Origin of the sequence: Bacteroides sp. AR29 (genome assembly GCF_900217715.1) — a bacterium.
Classification (GTDB): Bacteria; Bacteroidota; Bacteroidia; order Bacteroidales; family Bacteroidaceae; genus Bacteroides; species Bacteroides uniformis.
Map to the genome: position 1 here is coordinate 1 of NZ_OBMS01000020.1, position 21,788 is coordinate 21,788.

The 21,788-nt window shown below is 46.3% G+C and carries 12 protein-coding genes; 9 read left to right on the plus strand and 3 right to left on the minus strand.

Annotation, left to right across the window (positions count from 1 at the left end):
- Positions 1-238, minus strand: a 238-nt coding sequence (locus tag CSD97_RS12995) for a transposase (protein WP_244284034.1), incomplete at its 3' end; no start/stop codon positions are given.
- Between the two features lie 133 nt (positions 239-371).
- On the opposite strand from CSD97_RS12995, the gene CSD97_RS13000 reads away from it, so the two are divergent.
- From CSD97_RS13000 to CSD97_RS13020, 5 genes are all read left to right on the plus strand, one after another.
- A complete protein-coding gene (locus tag CSD97_RS13000) occupies positions 372-1,265 on the plus strand; it encodes a prenyltransferase (protein ID WP_008665553.1) in 894 nt (297 codons plus the stop codon).
- Positions 1,262-1,876: a CPBP family intramembrane glutamic endopeptidase gene (locus tag CSD97_RS13005; protein WP_005823820.1), complete on the plus strand. Its 615-nt coding sequence runs from the start codon at positions 1,262-1,264 to the stop codon at positions 1,874-1,876. Before CSD97_RS13000 ends, CSD97_RS13005 begins: the two co-directional genes overlap by 4 nt.
- An 85-nt stretch (positions 1,877-1,961) precedes the next feature.
- On the plus strand, positions 1,962-3,131 hold the full coding sequence (locus CSD97_RS13010; protein WP_098032538.1) for a PatB family C-S lyase: 1,170 nt from the start codon (positions 1,962-1,964) through the stop codon (positions 3,129-3,131).
- 25 nt (positions 3,132-3,156) lie between these two features.
- Positions 3,157-4,791 carry a hypothetical protein gene (locus CSD97_RS13015; protein ID WP_098032539.1) on the plus strand — a complete coding sequence of 545 codons (1,635 nt, stop codon included), beginning with the start codon at positions 3,157-3,159 and terminating at the stop codon, positions 4,789-4,791.
- Positions 4,792-4,963: 172 nt separating this feature from the next.
- Positions 4,964-7,369 (plus strand): TonB-dependent receptor, encoded by a 2,406-nt coding sequence (locus CSD97_RS13020; RefSeq protein WP_061411409.1) that lies wholly within the window; start codon positions 4,964-4,966, stop codon positions 7,367-7,369.
- Between the two features lie 60 nt (positions 7,370-7,429).
- Here the strand turns inward: CSD97_RS13020 and CSD97_RS13025 are convergent, their stop codons facing one another.
- The gene (locus tag CSD97_RS13025; RefSeq protein WP_061411411.1) at positions 7,430-8,983 is read right to left on the minus strand and encodes a cellulase family glycosylhydrolase; all 1,554 of its coding nucleotides are present in this window, start codon (positions 8,981-8,983) and stop codon (positions 7,430-7,432) included.
- Between the two features lie 95 nt (positions 8,984-9,078).
- A complete protein-coding gene (locus CSD97_RS13030; protein WP_098032540.1) occupies positions 9,079-13,020 on the minus strand; it encodes an ATP-binding protein in 3,942 nt (1,313 codons plus the stop codon).
- Positions 13,021-13,253: 233 nt separating this feature from the next.
- Between CSD97_RS13030 and CSD97_RS13035 the strand changes: the two genes are divergently transcribed.
- The 4 genes from CSD97_RS13035 to CSD97_RS13050 are packed head-to-tail and all read left to right on the plus strand — an operon-like array spanning position 13,254 to position 21,725.
- Complete coding sequence (locus CSD97_RS13035; protein WP_098032541.1) at positions 13,254-16,439, plus strand: SusC/RagA family TonB-linked outer membrane protein; 3,186 nt, start codon at positions 13,254-13,256, stop codon at positions 16,437-16,439.
- Between the two features lie 49 nt (positions 16,440-16,488).
- Positions 16,489-18,168, plus strand: coding sequence for a SusD/RagB family nutrient-binding outer membrane lipoprotein (locus CSD97_RS13040; protein ID WP_022401737.1), 1,680 nt, complete (start codon positions 16,489-16,491; stop codon positions 18,166-18,168).
- Positions 18,169-18,198: 30 nt separating this feature from the next.
- Positions 18,199-19,449, plus strand: a complete 1,251-nt coding sequence (locus tag CSD97_RS13045) for a hypothetical protein (RefSeq protein ID WP_061411421.1) — start codon at positions 18,199-18,201, stop codon at positions 19,447-19,449.
- Between the two features lie 20 nt (positions 19,450-19,469).
- Complete coding sequence (locus CSD97_RS13050) at positions 19,470-21,725, plus strand: glycoside hydrolase family 3 C-terminal domain-containing protein (protein ID WP_022401735.1); 2,256 nt, start codon at positions 19,470-19,472, stop codon at positions 21,723-21,725.
- The last annotated feature ends 63 nt before the right edge of the window (positions 21,726-21,788 follow it).

The following is a 21,788-nucleotide window of genomic DNA, read 5'->3' on the forward strand; positions in this document are numbered from 1 at the left end:
CCCCTTCGAGTTTCCACTTGCGGAAATAGTAGTAAACAGTTTGCCAAGGGGCGAAGTCGGAAGGCAACATTCGCCATTGACAGCCACTTTTGCTGATATAGAATATGGCGTTCAGAATTTCTCTGAGACACTTTTTTCTAGTTCTTTCTTGTGGTTCTACAATATTTTTGATAACTTGCCACTGTTTTTCAGTTAGGTTAGTTGAATAATTGCTCATAACTATTTGTTTTGCAACCATAAAGTTACGAAAATTATTTCAATTAACCAACTGATTAACAGATAAATATAAATAATTTAATCATTTCAAAACAGCTTCTTAAAAAAGCGAAGATATTTCGTACTTTTGCGCACAAATAAATGATAAATAACAAATGAAGAAACATTCTTTGAAAGATTGGATGATAGCGGTGCGTCCGTGGTCATTCCCCGCCTCTTCGATGCCGGTGGTGGTGACGTTGGCATATCTGTATTGGATGCAGCAGGACATAAACTGGGTGAACGGCATCTGGGCATTGCTGAACATCGTCGTGTTTCACGCTGCCGGGAATACCTGGAGCGATTATTTTGACTATAAGCATAAGGTCGATGCAAGGGATACCTTTGGCGCCAAGACCTTGACCGACGGGATGTTTGCTCCGCGCGAGATATATGGCTTGTCGATGGCATTGCTGGCAGTTGCCCTTGTTGCGGGTGTCGGCCTGCTGTGGCGTACGGGGTTGCCGTTGCTGTACATCGGTATAGGCGGCGCGGCTTGCTCGTTGCTTTATCCGCCGCTCAAGTATCGTGCGTTGGGCGATGTCGTCATCTTTTTGGCGTATGCCTTGCTGCCGACGTTGGGTACCTGCTATGTGGCTACGGGAGTAGTTGACTGGAATGTCTTGTGGATAGCTCTGCCGGTGGGACTGATTACGGTGGCCATTCTGCATGCCAATAATACACGGGATATGCGTACCGATGCCCGTGCCGAGATTCAGACACTGGCCATGAAGCTGGGAGGAAAGGCGTCGATGTACGTTTATTGTGCCGAAGTCCTTTTCCCTTTTGGCTGGATAGCCGGCTTGATAGCTGCGGGAACTCTTCCTCTATGGACCCTGCTGGTGATGCCGGCACTGGTTCCTGCCATAGGCAATGTACGGGTGGTGTCTCGTTTTCCCGGAAAGGGAGAAAGTGCCATAGCCGGTCTGGATGAGATGACGGCAAAACTCCAGTTGTTGTTCAGTCTGCTGTTCACGTTGTCGTTCGTTGTAGCCGGTTTGCTATCATGAAGAAGCTGATTTTTACCATTCTGCTGGCTGCCGTGCTGTGGACGGTCATGTTTTCGCCTTGGACGGCTCCTTTCGTGAATTTCTGGTGGATGATGACCGGTTCTGCGCTCACGCTGTCCGTGTTTGCCACCTTGTTCAATCCCGGCTGGTGGCGGGAGGTGAAGTGGAGCTTGCCGAATGTCTTGCTGGGAATTGGCATTGCTGTTGCTTTGTGGGGCGTTTTCTGGTTGGGAGACAAGGTGTCATCTTGGATGTTCGATTTTGCCCGTCCGCAGGTGGACTCCATTTATGGGATGAAAGAGGGAGAGTCTCCTTGGCTGTTGGCGGCATTGCTACTGTTGCTGATAGGGCCGGCGGAAGAGATTTTCTGGCGCGGCTATGTGCAACGCACGCTTTCCAAACGCTGGAATCCGAATGCGGGTTTTGTGGTGGCTACTTTGATTTATGCACTGGTGCATGCCGGTTCCTGCAACTTCATGCTGGTCATGGCGGCTCTGGTGGTGGGGGCGGCATGGGGCGCGCTTTACCGTTTCTTTCCGAACCGCTTTGCCGCTATTATCTTGTCTCATGCAGTGTGGGATGTGGCGGTATTTATATTTTTCCCGATATGATTATTGTTTACAAAAATAAGGCAGCGGTAATGGGTCGTATAAAAACAAAACAAATTGATGCGTTGAATTATAAAAAAGCAAGCATATGACTTACAATTTTGATGAAGTAATAGAGCGCCGTGGTACCGACTCCGTGAAATGGGACGGTGTGAAGAGTGTATGGGGGCGCGATGACCTCCTCCCCATGTGGGTGGCGGATATGGATTTCCGCACGCCTCCATTTGTGATGGAAGCCTTGCGGAAGCGTCTTGAACATGAAGTGCTAGGCTATACGTCTGCGTGTGAGGAATGGTATATTTCCATTTGTAGCTGGCTCAGTCGTCGCCATGGTTGGGACGTCACTCGCGAGATGCTGACTTTTGTACCCGGCATTGTCCGCGGTCAAGCCTTCGCATTGCAATGCTTCACCAATCCCGGCGACCGGGTAATGGTGATGACTCCCGTTTATCATCCCTTCTTCCTGGTGACGCAACGCATGAAGCGCGAAGTGGTTTACTCTCCGCTCGACCTGAAAGACGGACAGTATCAGATTGATTTTGAGCGTTTCCGTAAGGATATACAAGGATGCAAAGTATTGATTCTCTGCAATCCCCATAACCCGGGCGGGCGTGTATGGACGGTGGACGAATTACGCCGGATTGCTGATATTTGTACGGAAAGCCATACGTTTGTCATCTCCGATGAAATTCATGCCGACTTGACTCTGCCACCTTACAAACACCATCCTTTTGCTACTGTTTCGGGGGCTGCCGCGCAGAATTCCCTCACCTTCATGGCACCCAGCAAAACATTCAATATGCCGGGATTGGGAAGTTCGTACGCCATTATCCTCAATGAGGACATCCGCCACCGTTTTCAGGAGTTCATGGAAGCGGGCGAGTTCAGCGAAGGGCACATGTTGGCCTATATCGGTGCGGCTGCTGCCTATATGCATGGTGAGGAATGGTTGGAACAGCTGCTGGACTATATAAAGGGCAATATCGATTTCACGGAGAACTACCTGCGCGAGCATATTCCGGGCATCGGCATGATACGTCCGCAGGCTTCTTACCTGATTTATCTGGACTGCCGGGGATTGGGGCTGACTCAGGAGGAACTGGTGAGATTATTTGTAGACCAGGCACACCTGGCGCTGAATGACGGTACCATGTTCGGTGAACCGGGCAAGGGATTTATGCGGCTGAATATCGGCTGCCCGCGTTCGGTGTTGGAGCAGGCGCTGAAGCAACTGGAAACTGCGGTTGCAGACAAATGATAGAAAAAACTATATCTCCTATATTATGAATAGATTACCTTTCCTTGGACTATTGTTTGCGTTGCTGTGCCTTGTTACCTGCCGGCAGATGAATGAGGCACATCTGTTACATCTGGCAGAAAAGCAGGTGAATATGAATGTGGACAGCGTGTATGCCTTGCTGGTACAGATAGAGAGGCCATCGCAACTTTCGGATGAGGAGAGGCTGTTGTATGGATGGCTGAATGCTTATGTGCACTATAAACGGCACAACTCGATGGCGGAAGATTCCTTGATATTGCCTGCTTCCGATTATTACGTCTTCCGCAACGACACGGCGAAGAATCTGTTTTCCTATCAGTTGAAAGCCTGGTACTGGTATTGGCTGAAAGAGCACGAACGGTGTATAGCTGCCATTGACAGCGGCGTAGCTTTGGCCAAGGCGCTGCAGGACACGGGAAGAATGGCTGATATGCTGATTGATAAGGCATACTGGTATGTGTATGTCTGGAAAGATTATGAGAAAGCGATAGAAACTTTCCGTACCGCCATAGCTTTGGACGCAAGAGCCGGAAGCTTCTTCTCTATGGGAATTGCCATGGGGCTGAACAAGAATGATTCTGCATCCTATTACATGGAGCGCAGCATAGAACTGGCAGTGGAGGCAGGAGATACCAGTAAGATAGTGCATTATTTGCGTAACTATGCCCAGATGCAGGCTTACTCTTTTGATGAACCTTCCGGTGCAATAGCTACTATTCGTCGTATGGAGCAGTATGTCATCGACCCGGTGCAGTTGCGTATGGGAGATCTGGTGAAAGTGGAAGTGTTCTTGAAAGAAGGGCAGCTTGATTCGGCGGAATACTATTTGAATAAGGAGAGGAAACGTGGCGAGGGCCGGAACCGGTTTCTGACGGAAGAGAATATGGTGGCGGTATATAGGGCATTGATAGATTATACACGTCACCGTACGTTTGATGTGCTGGACGTGGCGCGCTATAATGATTCTGTAGCCAATGCTCTTACTGCGTTGCAGAGTACTGTCCGGCGTAAGGACGAGTCGAAGGAGACGCTTTCGCAAGCCAACTTGATTCTGACGGTGGAACGGAAGCAGGCACAGTTGAATTTGTTGCTGGCACTGTTGGTACTGGTGCTTGCAGGTGGCGGTGTGTCCCTTTATGTCCGTAACCGGCGTAACCGGTTGATTGAAGCGGAAGAACGGGCGGAAACACTGACCCGGCTGTTGGAAGATGCGACCAAGAACCAGTCGAAGGAGGAAGACGGACAGTTTTTCCGGAAAATACTGTTGCAGCAATTAGGCATGATACGGCTGGTGGCTAAACAACCTACCTCGCAGAATCAGGAGCTGCTTCGCCGCATTTCGGGTATTACCAGCCATGAACTGCCGGTAGAGAGTTTGCTGGTATGGGAGGACTTGTACCCTATCATAGACCGGATGTATGATAACTTCTACACAAAGATGGACAGCCGTTTTGGAGATGTGCTCATTGACAAAGAAAAGCAGCTTTGCTGCCTGCTCTGTGCGGACTTCTCGACGAAGGAGATTAGTGTGGTGACACAACAAAGCATTCCTACCATTTACCAGCGAAAGACGAATATCCGCAAGAAACTGGGGATGGGGGAGAAGGAAGGCATTGTAGAGTTTATAGGCAGCATATAGACCGGAAAAGGCATAATATAGACTTTTGTAAAATTAAAGTGTTGATATGTAGTGATTTGTAGTCTTGGGGTATAGACTTTTTATTCCCCGATATAGACCGTTTGAGGCATGTTTTACCCCTATCTTTGTTTCAGCGAAATACAAAGAGTAAAACATTGAAATCAAACGCATAATGAAAGAAAATCTACTGAACAACGTTAGAAAAAGAGTGATGGTATGGATGGCCTTGGCAAGTATGGCCACTTTCCTTTCCGCCCAGACTTACCGGCTTTCCGGTTGTGTGCAGGACGAGAACCGCCAACCGGTAGAGGTGGCGAATGTGCTGCTGAAGCAGGCAAAAGACAGTACCTATATTACCGGTATGCTGACCGACACACAAGGTTGTTTTTCCTTTGACCAGCCACTGGGAGAATACTTGTTGCATATTACCCTTATCGGCAGCGAAGACCTCTACGTTCCCGTTGTGCTGCAAGGAAACAAAAACGTTGGCGAATTGACATTGAAATCTTCTTCCGCCTTGCTGGACGAAGTGACCGTTACGGCCGCGCGTCCCGTTATCAAGCGTCTGGTGGATAGGGTAGTGTTCGATGCACATAATACCATAGCCTCTGCCGGAGGCAGTGCACTCGACCTTCTGCGTGAAGTGCCCGGTCTGCAGGTTGGACAAAACAGTATTGGTATTATAGGTAAAGGGGGTATCAAGGTTTATATCAACGACCGTGAGACGAAGCTGTCGGGAGATGAACTGATAGATTACCTCCGTTCCTATGACGCCTCCCAGATACTGAAGGTGGAGGTGATTACCACGCCTCCGTCCAAGTACGATGCCGCCGGAAATGCAGGCATCATCAATATCCGCTTGAAGTCACGTCCCAAAGATTACGTGGGTGGTACGGCTTCCGCTTCCTACAGCGCTGGTGAAAAGGACAATTACGGATATGGCGGGGTAAGCTTGAATCTCAGCAAGGGGCGCGTGTCATCCTTCCTCAACGGGGGTACTACGCAGGGCAACTATGAGACGTGTGAGAAGAATTACCGCTATTTTCCGCAGAACACCTGGAACAGCCGTGCCGACTACACCAATTACATGAATAGCTTCTACCTTCAGGGAGGTGTGGACGTATCGTTGGAACGGGACTGGACTGTAGGTATGCAGGCCATCTATAATCACAGTGCTCCCAAACCGGGCAACGCCCTTTCATGGACGGAAGTTTACGATGCCTCTACCGCCGTATTGGATTCTTTGCTGTACTCCAACAGTGACAAGGATACCAGTTCCGACCGCCTCAATCTGAATTTTCATACCGATAAGGTCTGGGATGACAAAGGCAAGAAAATGACTTGGGATGTGGATTACCTGCGTGACAACCGGGACGAAAATATGGGCTTTCTCTCGAAAACCCTCCTGCCTGACGGTACGGAGATTCCGGGCACAAACTTCGATTACAACTATCTGCAACATCGCAAGGTAGATGTAGTCTCCTCCGCTCTTGATTTCATCCTTCCTTTTGAAAAGTACAAGATAACGGCAGGTGCCAAGGTCTCCTTTACCAACACTCGCAACGGTATCAATTACGATACGTCGGACCCTACGCTGGTGCAGGATGATTATTTCCGTTACAAGGAGCAAATCTATGCCTTATATGCTGATTATAGCCGTGAATATTCCGAACGTTTTTCCATGCAGTTGGGCTTGCGTATGGAGCACACCCGCACTACCGGTATTTCCGAAGCGAAGGATACGGAGGACAAGCACGACTATACGCGCTTATTCCCTACTGTCTATCTGCTTTATTCGCCTACTGACGGGCATGCGCTGAACTTCAGTTTCTCCAACCGCATCTCCCGTCCGTCACAGAATATGGTCAATCCTTTTCCGTTCTATCAGAACAAGTACACTTACGCTTGTGGTCGTGAAGACTTGAAACCTAGTTATACTTACAATGTCGAGCTGGGATATACGTTGAAGAATAACTTCAATGTTTCTGCCTATTATTCTTATTCGGACGATGTATTCTTCCAGGTTGTGGACTTGGATGCCGAAACGAATGTGACCTCTTTTCTCTGGGAGAATTTCATGCAGACGCATGCTTTCGGGCTTAACAATTCGTACACTTTCCGTACCAAATGGCTGCAAGCTTACGCCCAGCATGGAGTGAGCTATCGCCGGACCACCTCCAGCGCTGCCACCACCTCTCCCGAGGAGAAAGGGTGGGCTTATGACGCCAGTCTGCGCAACACTTTCTTCTTCAATGAAAAGAAGACTCTTCTGGCTACGTTGTCCGGTTCCTATTCTTCCCGTCAGTATCAGGGCATCTATCTGATGAGCCCCACTTACAGTATCAGTGCAGGTATGCTTTACCGGTTGTTGGACAATAAGCTCAGCCTCAGCCTGAATGTCAACAATTTGTTTGTCAGCCATTCCAAATTGGAAACCATGTCCAACGGGCTGAAGATAATTGCCGACAATCAGTTTGCCTTTACCAGTTTCCATATCGGTGTATCCTATACTTTCGGTGGTGATATACGTAGCAAGGGTCAGCGGAACAGTAACGAGGATATTCAGAGGAGGCTATAACGCGGAAAGGGTGCTACCCGGTTTCCCCCTTTTGTTGCTAAGTGAGAGATTGTCGAACTTTCATTGTGGAGCGTTATTGTATAGGCTTTCTAATGTATATGAAGGGTCATTGGAGAAATACCCTTTGGTCATGACATCTATCACATCCTTTCCATTGTTGACATAAGTTCCTGTGGTGTGATTCATCAGCCCGGAACATTCCCGTCCGGCGCCGGCATTGCCGTTGTCCCAATAGAATACGGCCATGCCATTGGTGCGTGCAGCTTTGCATACATATTCCAGGTAGTATTTGCGGAATGCTTCAGAACGGTTGTTGTTGCGGTGTACGCACCCCATTTCTCCAATGTATACGGGAATCCCTTTTTCTACGTAAGCGGTTCTTAATGCTGCAAAGACTTTCTTAAGATGCTCTTCGTCTCCCCAGCTCTCTTTTTTACTGGGGGCGCCGGTGTGTCCCCACTCTGCAAATTTATCTTCCAATGCGAAGGTGGCAGGGTCGTAGTAGTGTACTGATATTAACAGACGGTCTTGTGCCGGGTCTGTCGGGAGCTGCAAGTGTTTTATAGTAAGATTAGGGCTTGTGCAATAGCCGCTGATACCCAAGTAGCGGGTTGCATTGTTGCCGCCGGTGGCACGGACGGCATCTACAAAAACTTGTTGCCATTCGTTGAGTATGGCATATTGTTTGCCTCCGTCGGTGGTATTGGTGCCAGAGCCCCATCTTCCGTCATGGATTTCATTGAGGCCTTCAAAAATGAGGAACTCGCCTTTGTTCTCGAAACGTTGGGCTATTTGTGTCCACATGGATTTGAGTTGCTCTTTGATAGCGGTATTCATGTCCTTGTTTTGTGCTGCTCCTACGATGTCAAGCCAGCGATGCTCGTCAAAACCGTCTTCGTGGATGTGGCGGTGTCCGTCATGATGGATGTTGATAATGGCTTTCAGTCCGGCTTTTTCAGCATATTCCACTACTTCTGCCACGCGGTTCATCCAGTCCGTGTCGATGTGATAGTGTGGGGCCTCGCCTACTTTTCCCAACCAGGTAACGGGGATGCGGACTGATGTAAATCCGGCTTGTTTTACTTTCAAGAGTGTTTCTTGTGTAACTTTGCCGTTGCCCCATGAGGTTTCGTCGGCTATTTCGTTTACATGGGCATCAAGCTGGTTACCCAGATTCCATCCGAGCCCCAACTCCTTTGCCACTTTTACAGCAGGGAGATTCTCGTCTATGGCAGGTTTGCTCTCTTGTTCATTATTTGCAGCCTGGGTGATGATGATGCTGGTTTCTTTTTCACCGGCCGTGATAGTTATGCCGGCTTCACGGGCATTCCCTTTATTGGCTTTTGCTGTAAATGTAAATGACGTAAGGCTATCGGAAGAAGTATTTGATTTCAGTGTTATCCACCCGGCATCGGATTGGGCTGTTGCGATGGGATAGGATGAAACACGGATGGTTATTTCGCCACCGGCAGCTGCGAGATTCTGAGGGGATACACTTTTCACGGTGAGATAGGGCAACTCCTCTATGGAGGAATTGGAGCTGGAACAGGACAAAATGTTTATGGACAATAGTATTGCCATTACATTCTTCAAGCAGATGAATTTTGTGCTCATAAAATCAGTTTTATAGGTTTATGGCGACAAAGGTAGTGGCAATGGGGTTATGTATAGTTTGAAATCCTGCATATAGAGGTTTGAAATCCTACAAATCAGCCTATATTCATTCTTTGCCCGGTGTATCGGCTGGGTTGGACACCGAAATATTTCTTGAATAAGGTGCTGAAATATTTGGAGTTTACAAATCCCGTTTGTATGGAAACATCGGTCACCGGTATTCCTTGTTGCAGTAGGGCGGCAGCTTGCTCAAGGCGGATAATACGGATGAAGTCTTGCGGGGTATGCCCGGTAAGAGCTTTCAGCCGTTCGTGGAAGAGAGTCCGGCACATAGCCATGTGCCGGCAGAGCCGGTCAATGTCGAATTCAAAATCGCTTATGTTATCTTTCACGATTTGGGTTGCTTTTTCCACAAAGGCACTGTCCGCATTATTGGGCACGGCAGATTGTACAGGCATTTCCTTGATGGTCTTGTCTGTTGAAAGGGTATGTTGCAGAGCAATTTGCGTATAGTATTGCCGCAGGCGTCTGCGATTCTCTATTTGTGCCTGAATTTTGGCTTTCAGTATATCTATGTCGAAAGGTTTGGCTATGTAATCATCGGCTCCTTTCTGCAATCCTTCTATGATGGATGTCCTGAAGGTCTTGGCGGTAAGTAGTATGACCGGTATACCTGAAGTGGCAGGAGTGCTTTTTATACGGTGGCACATTTCGTCACCCGGCATACCGGGCATCATTATATCAGATAACACTAAACTGGGATATTGCGTTTCCATATATTCCAGCGCTTCTTGCGCATTGGATTTGTCTATGACCCGGTAAACCGGTTCAAATATACGGCGCATATAGAGGCGGAGTTCATCATTGTCTTCTACAATGAGCAATGTATCCTTGTCCGAGTCACAAAGTGTGGTGTTTTCGGTGGTAGTGAAATCTTTCGTGATTGGAGTGGTAGTGGGCACGGCAGAGGCTGTGACTGCAGCCTTGTTGAGTATGAGCATGAACTCCGAACCTTGGTTTACGATGGAGTTGACTTTGATGTCCCCTTTCAGTAAAGTGGCAAACCGCTTGGCTTGTAATAGTCCCAAGCCGATGCCCGGAGTGCCGGAACTGATGGCATTGCTGGCACGGAAAAAACTTGTAAACAGTTTCTTTTGTTCTTTGGGGGAGATGCCGATACCTGTATCGCTGACGATAATCTGTACTTTGTCAGCTTCGGCTTTCACGTCGATGCTGATTTTCCCTCCAGCAGGAGTGTATTTAAGAGCGTTGGATAGAAGGTTGGTAAGTATCCGGTCCAGTAATTTACTGTCGGCCCACACCCCCAACTGGCAGTTAATGCTGCTTGCCTGCAATGTTTTCTGTTGCTGCTGGCAGAGCGGTTGAAAGATAGTGAAGAGGTTGTCGATATTCTGTTTTAGTGGCACAGCCTCCATTTTGGGGTTCATACTGGAATGGTCTATTCGTTCAAAATCAAGTAGCTGTGATAATATGTCCAGTAGCTTGTTGAGATTGGAATGTGCCAGCCCTATAGACCGGATGGCGTCTGCATGAAGTGTGGAATCCTGACGCAATTCGTCCAAAGGAGCTTTGACAAGCGTAAGTGGGGTACGGATGTCGTGGGCTATGCTTACGAAGAAGGCAATCTTTTCGTTCATATAGTGGCGCACCAACTGTTGCTGTTTGCTTTTGATAATCACTCCTATAATACCGCATAGGGTTATGGTATATAATAGCCAAGCCCACCAAGTGTTCCACCATGGCTGGCAGATGGTGATGCTTGTTGTCCGGTTGCTTAATATAAGCCCGCTGTTGAGGCTGTATGACCGTATGCAAAGTTGGTATTTGCCTGGTGATACATTCGTGTAGCGCAGTTGCTCATTGTTTTCCAACTTGTTCCAGTCACGGTCAAACCCTTCAAGCATGTATTCGTATGCAATGTCTTCCTGATAACGGAAACTTACTGATTCAAATCCTATTGTGAATGAATTGTGTCGGTATGATAAAGTGATGGTGCTATCTGCCAGCATTTGCATGAGCTCTGGACGCATGTCTGTGGATTCTCTGCTGTCTATATTGTCTATCCGGAAGTTGGTGAGCTGTAAAGACGGGGCCTGATAGGAAGTGAGTGAAATGTGGGGTTTGAAAATCAGTACTCCGGTGGTGCTTCCCAGTGCTACACGTCCATCTGCCAATAGGATAGCGGCGGAACGGTTGTAGAATCTCGACATCACATGCTCAAAGTTTTGGTTGTATATCTGCATGGACGGCTGTGGGGGAAGGCAGGCCAGTCCGTGGTCGGTAGTTATCCATAACATCTTGCTGTGGTCGATGAGCAAGGCACTTACACGATTGGAGGGCAGACGTTGCTCGGTAGAGAAAGCCCTTTTTTCAAGAGTTTGCAGATTGCACAAATAAAGGCCTCCGCCATCACTTCCCAGCCATGCTTGTTCATCGTCTATAAATGCTATGGATTGAATGAAAGCATTGAAATCCTCCCCTTTGTTGTCGGTGCTCTTAAATATATGTGCCTGTTTCCCTGTTTGTTTGTTTATCAGTACCAGCCCGTCCACTGTGCCTACAGCAATGGTATGTGCATCCTTTTGTGCTATGCAACGTGCTTTAATTACGTTGTACGATTTCCACTGCCGGGTAGGGTGCTCCAGTTGCAACAACTGGTTGTCCATTGTCCCTATCCATAAATCTCTGTCTGTATCAAACTGTACTGTAGAGAGGTAGTCGGAAGGCAAACTGCTGTTGGTGCTTAAGTAATGATGTAAAATTTCTCCCTGGCTGTTGAGAAGAAAGACTCCATTGCCATAAGTGCCTGCAGCGATGATATCCTGGGAATCGATGGAGATACTTAATACCACATTGCCTGGAAGTATCTGCCTGCATCGGTTATTTGGGGGATTGTATATGCTGATACCATTATCGGTGGCAATCCACAATTCACCGTTGCTTTGTTCGCAGAATGCATTTACATTGTCATCGGCTAAGGATGGTTCTTCTCCTTTGCGATGTCTCAGTAAAGTTGTACTGGTTTCCTCGGGCATCATGAGAAATGCCCCGCCGGTATAAGTCCCTATCCATATATTGTCTTCGCAATCTCGGCATAGGGAATACACTCCCATGGCAGTAAGCATCCGGTTGGTGCGCGTGAAGAGTGGCTCCGCTTCGCCGCTGGATAAGTTGTAGGTGTACACTCCATCTCCATCAAAACCCAATAAAACGGTGGACGGTGTCATTTCTATCATGGAACGGATAGGAGTGTGAGGGAGAGAACCGTTTTTGACAGGCTGCTCTTGCCATGAACTGAGACTGATACTTTTCACTCCACAGTTGAAAGTACCTATTAATAATATCTCCTTGTTTGGAAGTGGTAGGAGACTTTGTACATAGGTGTCCGGGCAGAGTTTTTGTAATAAATTCCTATCCTTGGAATAGATACGTAAGTCACATGTGGTACCTATGGCCATACTTTGAGGTAATTCTGTGATATAGGTCACATGGCAGTCGGAATCAATAAGTTGGGGCGTTTCACCTAATAGACAACAGTAGAGACCGCTATTGAGCCCTATCCACAACTGTTCCTGAGAGTCAATAAAAAGGTAATGGAGAACCAGGCCCATATAAATATGTTCGGCTAAATCAAGGTAGAGCTCAAATTGATCGGTAAGCAGGTTATATCTGTAAATCCGTCCTACGTTATTATAAGCATAAAGTGAATTGTTGGGGCTTATGGTTAACATGGTAGTACTTCCTGAGGCATCGGAAAACCTTTGGTTGGTCCCTAATTTATAGCTTTTCATCGAGCGCCCGTTGAAACGGTTGATTCCATCAAGTGTGCCCATCCATATAGCTCCTGACTTGTCTGTTGCGATGGAAAAGACCCGTAGGCTGTTCAACCCCTCTTCTGTACCAAATTGTAGGCTGGAAAAACGCTGGATATGCTTGTCTGCATGGGCTGTGATTGAGAACAGCATGAAGAAAAGCAAGACCAGAGTCTGTAGAGTTTGTTTAGTGCAGATATACATTTGCTATGCAATGTTGGTTAACGAGTACAAAAGTACATTAACTCTGTGAATGTTCAAAACAATAATCCAATAAGTTCGAATTGTTGAAAGTATTTGTATTGAAAATCAGAGCCTTGTGATAAAATGTAAGAATTCAAACCTGATATGTGGGGATTCAAACCTGATGAATGGATACTTTAATGAACTTTGCGGCCTAACCGAGAATCTGGTTTACAAATTTTATTATTAATATTATGAAAGTAAAGAAATGTAAAAACACGTTACTCTGCGGCACACTTACTCTCTGTTTGTGGGGAGGTTTTTCGCAAGTGAGGGCTGCTTCATTTGAAAATTTTGCAATAGAACAGCAAAGCAACAAAGTAACAGGTATTGTGAATGATGAGTTTGGTCCGGTGATAGGAGCCTCTGTTGTTGAAAAAGGAACCAGCAATGGTGTAGTTACTGACCTGGATGGTAAATTCAGTCTGAATGTTAAACCTGGAGCAACATTAATCATCAGTTTTGTAGGATACAAACAGCAAGAAGTAAAGGCTGGTAATGCTCCATTGAACATTGTACTTGAAGAAGACAGCAAGATGCTGAGTGAAGTGGTCGTAACTGCTTTAGGTATTAAGCGCGAACGTAAGGCTCTGGGATATGGTGTGGCTGAAGTGCAGGGTGAAGCGTTGACCAAGGCCAAAGAAACGAATGTCATCAATTCAATGGCGGGCCGTGTTCCAGGTTTAGTAGTGACCCAGACTGCAGGTGGAGCTTCCGGTTCTTCCCGTGTGATATTACGTGGTAGTACAGAGATGACTGGTAATAATCAGCCTTTGTATGTGATAGACGGTGTACCTTTGGATAATACCAATTTTGGTAGTGCCGGTACTTACGGCGGTTTTGACCTTGGTGACGGTATTTCCAGTGTCAATCCTGATGACATTGAAAGCATGTCGGTGCTGAAAGGACCTGCTGCCTCGGCTCTTTATGGTAGTCGTGCCAGCCACGGTGTGATTCTTATCACGACCAAAAAGGCCAATAAGGATAAGGTTAGCGTGGAATACAACGGAACGCTGACTTTTGATACTCAGTTGGCTAAATGGGATGATGTTCAGCAGGTCTACGGTATGGGTGCCAACGGAACTTATCCCATTAACGCGGTGTCTAATACGAACATGAGCTGGGGTGCCAAAGCTGACGGTACCAATATGCTTAAGTATTTTGATGGTGTGGAACGTCCTTACCTGATAGTTCCTGACAATACTTCCCAGTTCTTCCGCACAGGCTTTACTGCAACTAACAGTGCTATCATCGGGGTGAATAATGGCAAGACCGGTATTCGTTTCACCTATACTGATATGCGCAATAAGGATATTGTGCCAAAGACTCACATGAGCAGGGACATCTTCAATTTGCGCGCCAATACCAGTGCCGGGAAGTTTGACTTGGATTTCAGTGTTAACTATACCCGTGAAGATGTGAAAAATCGTCCTGCATTGGGAGACAGCAAATCGAATATTGGAAAGAATTTAATGACTTTGGCCACCACTTATGACCAGGCATGGCTCAAGTCTTATCAGGATGCCAATGGTGAATATGCCAACTGGAATGGTATGGACCCTTATAATGTGAATCCTTATTGGGATGTTTACAAGAACTCAAACAGCTCTAAGAAAGACCAATTCCGTTTCAATGGTAAGGTTGTCTGGAACATCACTCAACACCTGAAGGTACAAGGAACAGCAGGAGCTGAGCTTAATTGGTTTACTTTTGAAGACTACAAGGCTCCTACCACGCCGGGATATGAATCCGGTTACTTGCAGAATAATAATTTCCGTAATCGCATGTATAACTTCGAGCTTCTGGCCCTCTATAATAACTCTTGGGGGAATTTCGACTTTAATGCGACATTGGGAGGTAACTTGTACAAAGTGAATAACCAGACTATAGTCACTACTGCCAAGGACATGAAGATTCGCGATGTGGTGGCTTTGATGAGCTTCAATGAAGTAAGTGTAGAGCCTTACAGTTATCGTAAGCAGATTAACTCTATTTATGGTGCCGTTAACTTGGGTTGGAAGCACATGCTTTACTTTGATGCAACCCTTCGTGGCGACCAGTCTTCCACATTACCCATCAGTAATAACATGTATATCTATCCTTCTTTCTCCGGTAGCTTTGTATTCTCCGAGTTGCTGAAGTTGGGTGACAAACTTCCTTATGGTAAAGTGCGTATGTCATGGGCGCAAGTTGGTAGTGATACCGATCCATATCAGCTCGGATTGGTGTATACCAAGTCTAAGTTTGCTTATCCCGGTTATACTATTGGTTATATCAGTAACGGTACTATCCCCAATAAGGATTTGAAACCTACCAAGACCAATTCATTCGAAATGGGTCTGGAACTGAAATTCTTGAAGAACCGTATCGGCTTGGACTTCACTTATTACAGCCAGCTTAGCAAGAATCAGATTATGGGTATGGCCAGCTCCTCGACTTCCGGCTACGGCTATCGTTTGATTAATGCGGGTGAAATTGAGAATAAAGGTGTGGAAATAGCTCTGAACACTCGTCCGATTCAAACGAAAGACTTCTCTTGGGATTTGAATTTCAACTTCTCGAAGAATAGTAATAAGGTGAAGAAACTGGTGGACGACATGGATATGTTTGAACTGGAAAAGGCTACATGGCTTGACGTACAAGTGGCTGCCAAGGTAGGTGAGAATTTCGGCTCTATCGTAGGTCCCGACTTCCAGCGTAACGAAAATGGTGATATTCTTATCGATCCCTCAACCGGATTGCCTATGTACGACAAGAGCAACCATGTACTGGGAAATGCGTCCTGGGACTGGACTGGCGGTGTCTATACCAACTTCTCCTACAAGAATATTTCACTTTCTGCCGTGTTTGATGTGAAGGTGGGAGCAGACCTTTATTCTATGTCAGCTCGGGCCGCGCATGAAACAGGCAAGAGCATGGCCACTTTGGAAGGGCGTGAAGCATGGTATAAGTCTGAAGAGGCCCGTCAGGCAGCAGGCTATGCCAAGGATTCTCCTGACTGGATACCCACCGGCGGTTTTATTGCTCCGGGTGTGATAGACAATGGTGACGGCACTTATCGTGAAAATGACATTGTGATTAATCCCGAGAAATACTGGATGAGTGTTTGTCGCAATGCCCCTTCCATGTTTATCTATGATAACTCTTATGTGAAGTGTCGCGAAATTACATTGAGCTACACCTTGCCCAAGGCTTGGCTGAAGAATGTGGTAGACGGACTAACTATATCGTTTGTTGCCCGTAATCCGTTCATTGTCTGGAAGAATATTCCGAACATTGACCCGGACTCCAACTACAACAATACCACCGGTATGGGTATGGAGTATGGTTCGCTGCCTTCACGCAAGAGTTACGGTTTCAATGTCAATGTGAAATTTTAAGAGACCCCATGAAATTTATCAGATACATTTACTAAAAAAGAGATATACAATGAGACACTATAAATCATATATCACAATGGCGTTGGCGGCATGTACTTTGTTTTTCGTTTCCTGCAGCGATGAGTATATGGAGAGCATGAATACCGATCCTTCAAAGGCTGACACCATCGATCCTAACGCACAACTTACCACTGCCCAGCTTCATACCTATGGAGATTTGGAGGTGAGTGAAACTTACCGTAGTTATATTTATGCCTTCAATCAGCAGTTGATGGGCTGCTGGAATACCACGAACTATGGTGGCCGCCATACACTTGATCTTAACGAGATGGGGCATATCTGGCAGAACTACTATTTGAAAAATATCAAGGACCTTACCGATGCGCAGGCACGTACTATGGATGATGAAGAGAAGGTGAACATCAATGCGGCTGTCCGCATCTATCGTGTCTATCTAATGTCTCATCTTACTGATATTTATGGTGATGTACCTTACTTTGAAGCGGGAAAAGGCTTTATCGATGGTAAGTTCACGCCTAGATATGACACGCAAGAAGAGATATACAATGACTTTTTTGCGGAGCTCGACGCTGCCGTAACAGCTTTTGATGGTACCAAGGACCGCATCACCGGAGATGTCATTTATAACGGTGATATAAACAAATGGAAGAAGTTTGCCAATTCACTCCGCCTGCGTTATGCTATGCGTATCTCGGATGCCAACCCACAGAAGGCCCAAGAAGAGTTTGAAAAAGCTTTGGCTGCAGATGGTGGTATCATTGCCTCTGGTGCTGATGACGCACTGATTCCTTATTTGGATATTGCTTTTGACTTTGGTGGCGAAAGCTATTCCGACTATCGTCGCAACGCTTTATCACAGCGGCTGTATGGTAACGACCCTCGCAATAACCCCAGTTTTATCTGCTCTACTTTTTATAATCAGTTGTTCAATACTGGTGACCCTCGGTTTTTTGCTATCATACGGTTCTACTTTGACCAGATAATGAGTACAACCAGTACTGAAGGGCGCATTGATATCACTGAAGAGGTATTGGCTAAAAATATGGCGCATCCGCGCGATCCAGGTGCATTCTTCTATGAACCTTGGCCCGAAGCGTACGAGAGCGACCTTATAAAAGAATTGCAGGAAAGCAATCCTGCCATTGAAAAGATTTCCATGGATACAGAAACGGAACCCAAGTTGGCAAGTAACTTTCTTGAGGGTGAAAACCCGGGAGTGGTTATAACCTCGGCCGAAGTGGACTTCCTGCTGGCAGAAGCTGCTCTGAAAGGATGGAATGTGGCTGGCTCCGTAGAAGAGCATTATAGAAAAGGTGTACGTGCGGCTATGGACTTCTTGACGGACAATTACGGATGTGATAAAATAACTGATGAAGAGTTTGACAACTATATGGCCAATAACATCATTGGTTACACGGTAGAGCAGAAAAAGGCATCTATCAATACGCAGGCATGGATTCTGCATTTCACCAATCCGTTGGAGTGTTGGGCTAATTTACGCCGTTCCAACTACCCACAGCTAAAGTCTCCTGCAGAGTATGGCTTCAGCCAGGTTCTTACTGGGGGGGCGGCTATCCCGGTCCGTCTGTGCTATCCTGTGCTGGAATCTTCATACAATAAGAAAAACTATGAGGAAGCGCTGGAGCGTATGGGAGGTAATAATAGCTGGAATACCCCTGTGTGGTGGGATAAAAATAATGTTCAATAATTTCTGTTCAACATCAAATTAACTATCAATATGAAAAAGATATATGTTATGCTGTTTGCCATATTGGCATTCAACGCCTTCTTGACAAGCTGCAGCGACGAAGAGCCGTTCTCTACGGCTACGCCCAATGATGAGCCTCGTATACTCGACCCTACCTTTCCGGATCGGGTCAATGGAAATCTGGCCACATTTGCCAATTTCAGTCGTGACGGCAAATTTTCGATGAAACTCACGGTGACTCCCGCGGACTATACTACCGTAACTTGGTTTGTGGATGGAGAAGAAGTGGCTACCGGTACTGAAATAGAAAAGGAATTTATGGCAGGAACTTATCACCTTAAAATAACAGCTACCACCACTGTTGGGAAATCCACTTACCGTGAAGGGCTTATTCAGGTAAATCCTTTAGCAGATGACCCCAGTGCCACTGAAGTGGCATTCGAACGTATTGTGGCTCCCGGTAATAAAGCTTGTTTTTACGGCGATAACCTGGATAAAGTGGAAAGCATTCTTATTGGTGGGATGGCTGCCACGGATATTACTTATGTGGAGTCGGAAGATGGCAATTATGTGGAATATACTGTGCCTGCCGGCTTGTCGGAGGGAGATTACCGGGTTATTTTTATCGATGCCGAAGGAAATGAATATGGCGCCAATAAAGTGAAAGTGACTAAAGGGGCTATGATTACAATGGGAGCCAACCGTGCTACCGTTGGTACGGCATGGATAATGACCGGTATTAATCTTGATGCTGTTGCCTCGGTTGCGGTAGCTGATGTGGAGGTAGTGGAATTTGCAGAGCAAACTGCCACTTCTCTCACGCTGATTTGCCCGGAACTGGCAGAAGGGGAATATACAGTGACTGGTAAGACCAAGACCGGTGAGAGTATACAGTTCTATGCCAATGGTGAAGTTACTACAGAACAGAAAGTTACTATCTCTTCTGAGAAAGCCCTATGGGAAGGCCATCATTATGTGTCTTGGGACAAAGCGGACGGTGATCCGAACAAATCGTTCAACCTGATTCCTCAAGAAGTGATGACTGCCCTTAAGCCGGGAACTATTTTGCGGGTGTATTATTCGATAGAGCCTACAGCAGAATATCATCAGATGCAACTTGCTACCGGTTGGTGGACAGGGCTGATGGATAAGATAGAATTCAGTGAAGATGGTGTTTACGAACTGATTATCACCCAAGAGGTTATTGACAAGATAAATGCTGAGGCCGGATTCCTTTGTGTGGGACACGGTTACTATGTCGACTTGGTAACAGTTCAATAATTTCTAATAAAGAGTGAAAAATGCATACTTACATTTTACGATTTTTTCTGCTGTTTGCTGCATCTGCCACAAATCTTAGTGCACAGATACCCATATATCAAAATCCTGATATGCCTATCGAAGTGCGCGTTGAGGATGCGTTAAGCCGTATGACACTTGAAGAAAAGGTGGCACTTTGCCATGCGCAGAGCAAGTTCTCATCGGCAGGGGTGCCCCGTTTGGGTATTCCAGAGTTGTGGATGAGTGATGGACCTCATGGAGTTCGCCATGAGTTTGAATGGAATACTTGGAATTATGCGGGTTGGACCAACGACTCTATTACGGCTTTTCCTGCTCTTACGGCTCTTGCCGCTACTTGGAATCCGGATATGGCTGCACGCTATGGCAAGGCTATTGGCGAGGAGGCACGTTATCGTAAGAAAGACGTATTGTTAGGTCCCGGTGTCAATATCTACCGTACTCCCCTTAATGGGCGTAACTTTGAGTATATGGGTGAAGACCCTTATCTTGCCGGTGTAATGGCGGTTCCTTATGTCAAGGAATTGCAAAAAAACGGTGTTGCTGCTTGTGTGAAGCATTTTGCATTGAACAACCAGGAGCAGTGGCGTGGTACCGTTGACGTTGAAGTGAGTGACCGTGCTCTTTACGAAATCTATTTGCCTGCTTTCAAACAGGCAATAGTGGAAGGGGGAGCATGGAGCGTCATGGGAGCTTATAACAAGTATCGTGGCCAGCATTGTTGCCATAATGCCCGTCTGCTCAATGATATTCTACGTGATGAATGGGGTTTTGACGGTTGTGTCATTACGGATTGGGGAGGAGCTCACGACACCAAAGAGGCTGCTCTTAATGGTCTTGACATCGAAATGGGGTCTTATACTAACGGTTTGACTTCGGATAATAGCTTGGGGTATAATCTCTACTATTTGGCAGACCCCTATCTGGAGATGTTGAAGAAGGGGGAATTGCCGATGGCGTCAGTGGATGCGAAAGCGAGGAATATACTGCGTCTGATTTTCCGGACTTCATTGAATCAGAATAAGCCGTATGGTTCACTCTGTACCAAAGAACATTATGATGTGGCTAAAGTAATAGGTGACGAGTCCATCGTACTGTTGCGGAACAATGGCATTCTTCCATTACAAGCTGATAAGTATAACCGGATATTGGTGGTTGGTGACAATGCTGTCCGTAGACTTACGGATGGTGGCGGTTCGTCGGAATTGAAACCAAAAGATATGATTTCTCCACTTGATGCACTGCGTGCCCTATATGGTGATAAGATAGAATACACCCAGGGTTATGCATGTGGCCGTCCCTTTTTTGGTCATGAGGAGGAAATGCGGCAGACGGTGATAGACTCTTTGCGTGCTGAGGCTGTGGCAAAGGCACGGCAGGCAGATGTTGTTATCTATGTGGGAGGTTTGAATAAAAACGCTTTCCAGGATTGTGAATCTACTGACCGTAAGTCGTATAATTTACCTTTTTCTCAAAATGAATTGATAGAAGAGCTTGTTGCTGTCAATCCAAATCTTGTGATAGCCAATATCAGTGGCAATGCTTATGCTATGCCGTGGTTGCAGAAAGTGCCTGCAATCCTGCATATTTCTTATTTGGGGACTATGGGAGGAGCGTCGATTGCAGATGTTATCAGTGGTAAAGTGAATCCATCGGGTAAACTGCCTTATTCTTTCCCGGTGAAGTTAAGCGATTGTTCGGCGCACTTTTTTGGTGAAGAGGCTTATCCGGGTATCGATACTGGCAAGGACGATGTGTCTTTGACGGATTATCAGCGCAATGTCGGTGTCAATCCTAAAGAAGAGTATAAAGATGATATTTTAGTAGGTTATCGTTGGCACGATACAAAGAAGATTCCGGCTCTTTTTAGTTTTGGGCATGGATTGAGTTACACTTCTTTCAAATACGGCAAGTCTCGGCTGTCATCGAAGACGATGGATGAAAAAGGAAGTATCAAGGTAACAGTACCTTTGACTAATACGGGTACGAAGATTGGTAAAGAAGTGGTACAACTTTATCTTGGAGATCCGGTGTGTAGCGTTGTCCGTCCATTGAAAGAGTTGAAGCATTTTACAAAAGTAGAGGTCGAACCTGATGAAACTGTTCAAGTGGAATTTGTTATCACTCCTGATGATTTGAAGTTTTTTGATGAGGCAAGCCATCGATGGATAGCTGAACCGGGAGTATTCAATGTGTATGTCGGGACTTCATCTGCAGATATTCGTTGCATGCACTCCTTTAAATATATATGTGATTGACGTAATAATTCAACGGCAATTAAACATATATGTGAAGAAAACGTACTGCCTTTTAGGCAGTAC